The 2,644-nt window shown below is 34.6% G+C and carries 1 protein-coding gene; it reads right to left on the bottom strand.

What is annotated here, in order from left to right:
• Positions 1 to 386 precede the first annotated feature (386 nt).
• The gene (gene mutY, locus CQA44_RS11795) at positions 387 to 1,391 is read right to left on the bottom strand and encodes an A/G-specific adenine glycosylase (RefSeq protein ID WP_115547397.1); all 1,005 of its coding nucleotides are present in this window, start codon (positions 1,389 to 1,391) and stop codon (positions 387 to 389) included.
• Between the last annotated feature and the right edge of the window lie 1,253 nt (positions 1,392 to 2,644).

Here is a 2,644-nt window from a genome sequence, read left to right as displayed (position 1 = left end):
TCTCTGATAAACAGGAATAACAAATTGTGCATTTTGAGATTTTCCTATAAAGTCTAGTATTTTTGTTGGCTTTGCCTCCATATTTGTATGCTCCTTGTTATGAATCTTATTTTAAGATTAGGGCAGTTTTCCATTTTTAATATTTTTATCGCGCGGGTATTCTCTTCTTTTCTCTATCCAAAGAACCGACTTAACCATGTATCCTGTAAAAATTGTGAAGATTCCTCTTGATTTATGGAATAGAAAATAAAAGTTCTCTGCTTTAGGCTAACAATTTGATTAAAGATTTATACAGACCAAAGAATAAATGAAATAAATAATTCCAGAGACCTTAAGCAAGATTTTGATAATGGCAAATGCAATCATCTCACAAACCTACTTATGTGCTACATCATTCCCGTTTTCTGCAATGCCTTGACACACAACATAGAGAGGGGCTTACTCTTAAGTGTATCAGTACTCAAAAATTCTATGTTCTCATGGGCTGCAAAGCAAGCTTGAAGCATATCATCACGTATACCGTAGATTCTCACATCAAGTTGATACTTGGTGTAATGATGCTTAAATTGTCCTAAAAATGTGCAAGATTCTATCTTTTCACATTCGACTGAAATCGAGGGGAGATTATATAATCCACGATAGAGATTTTCTTGACTCTGTAACACGGCAATTTTACCACTTTTATCAATACAGAGGGCGAGATTAAGAATCTGTTTAGCAAACGCTTTTTTCTTGGGTTTGGGATAGAGATAAGCCTGTGTCTTCCCTGCGCAAAAAGCATTTACAGGACACAACAAACATGAGGGGTTTTTTGCGCTGCAAACAAGCGCACCAAGGTCCATGAGGGCTTGATTATGATTAAAAGCATTAAGGGGATTAAGTAGCTTTTTTGCTAGATTCTGCAGAGTCTTTTGTGTGGGTGAAGAAAGGGCATAGATTCGACAAAGGACGCGTGCAATATTGCTATCTACAAGGCTCACTGCTTGTCTATAGCCAAAGCACAAAATCGCTCCCGCAGTATAATCCCCAATGCCACTTAAACCCAAAAGCTGCTGCTTAGTGCAAGGTAACTTGCCTGCATAGTGTTGGACGCAGAACATAGCACTGTGGTGGAGGTTTCTTGCGCGAGTATAGTAACCCAAGCCCTCCCATGACTTAAGTATCTCTTGCTCACTAGCTTTGGCAAGAGAGGAGAGTGTAGGGTATTTTTGCATAAAAGGCGTATAGAATCGCTGCAACACAGTTTTTACTTGTGTTTGTTGCAACATCACTTCGCTCACATACACGCCATAAGGAGCATTCTCTCCGTATAGATTGCGCCAAGGTAGAGAATGCCTCCCATAAAGCGCATACCATTGCAATAGATTCTGATGAAATAATGCTAACTCCATAGTATTCGTTTAAAAGAAATTAAAAAGCGTGCTTTATCCTTAAATAAACCAAAAGTCTAAAAGCCCTGTAAATTCAATATATAAAATCATCTTATCCTCTTTAATGATAAGCCGTTTCGCTCACACTTGCACACTCAAAAAACGCATTAGCATCTTAACAGAGGATAATCATATATTTTGGATTCTATTGTACTGCCTACTATGCAAGACTTTGTTTTAGAGAATAAAAATCCTTCATATTTTGAAATTTGCAAAAGGCGATTATAACATAAATGCGAAACATTACAAATTTATTTCCAAAATCCTAATCAAAGATTTGAAATAGTGGAGATTCTCTTGATACATGTAACTTGCTTTTTATTGAATCTTGTGATTAATGATTTGCCATAAGCGTTTCAGATTTTCGCATACAATGCAAATAGTTCATCGCTTTATTTCTAAATATTCTTATCATAAATCTTCTATTGTTGTTTAATATTAAATGTGCGTGATAGTTTATATATATTATCGTGTCCTTCTTGTAGCATTTGTCTCATATATTGCATTTCATTGTTCCTGCTTTTGTGATTTCATTCATTACATTTGCGCATTGAGTGCTTATAGATAATCAATAGACGCACAAATTTAGGTAATAATGCAACTAAATAGTTTTGTTGTTCCCTTTGTAATTGCCTGTTGAGTTGGGATAATATTCAAGTGATTATAAACAAAGCGCAATAGATAACTTAAAAGAATAAGAGAAACAAAACATAAAGAGAGTTAAGGAATTAAAAGAGCAAAGATTCTAAAGCTTTAATAAAACTCTTAAATTAGATTTAAAGTGTAGAATCTTAAAAGATTCTATGAAAGATACTTCAATGATAAAATATCGCTTTATAGACTAGAGATATTTCGGGCTTTGCCCTCAATATGACAAAGGAGAGAGATTCCACTTCCTCGCACAATCCCTAAGGATTTTACCTTGCAAAGATGACAATCCACTTTGTCATTCTGAACTTGCTTTAGCAAGTGAAGAATCTATAAGATTCTCTTCTGCTAGATTCTAAAAAGAGCAAAGATTCTAATCACTCAAAGCATTAAACAGCATTAAGGCATAAGCATGAGAATCTAAGAATCTCAAGAGTTAAGAGAGCTAAAAAACAGATAGAGAATAAAAAGACTCAAAGCATAAAGAGTAAAAAGAATCTAAGAGATTAAGATTCAAACATGAGGAAGATTAAAAGGGATTTAAGAATAGACAGAATAAGGAATAA

It is taken from the genome of Helicobacter sp. MIT 14-3879 (assembly GCF_003364125.1).
This window is presented reverse-complemented; position numbering and strand designations above follow the sequence as displayed.

Excerpts from the sequence above, each read along its gene's own strand:
- mutY (WP_115547397.1), bottom strand. The coding sequence starts at position 1,391 with ATGGAGTTAGCATTATTTCATCAGAATCTATTGCAATGGTATGCGCTT.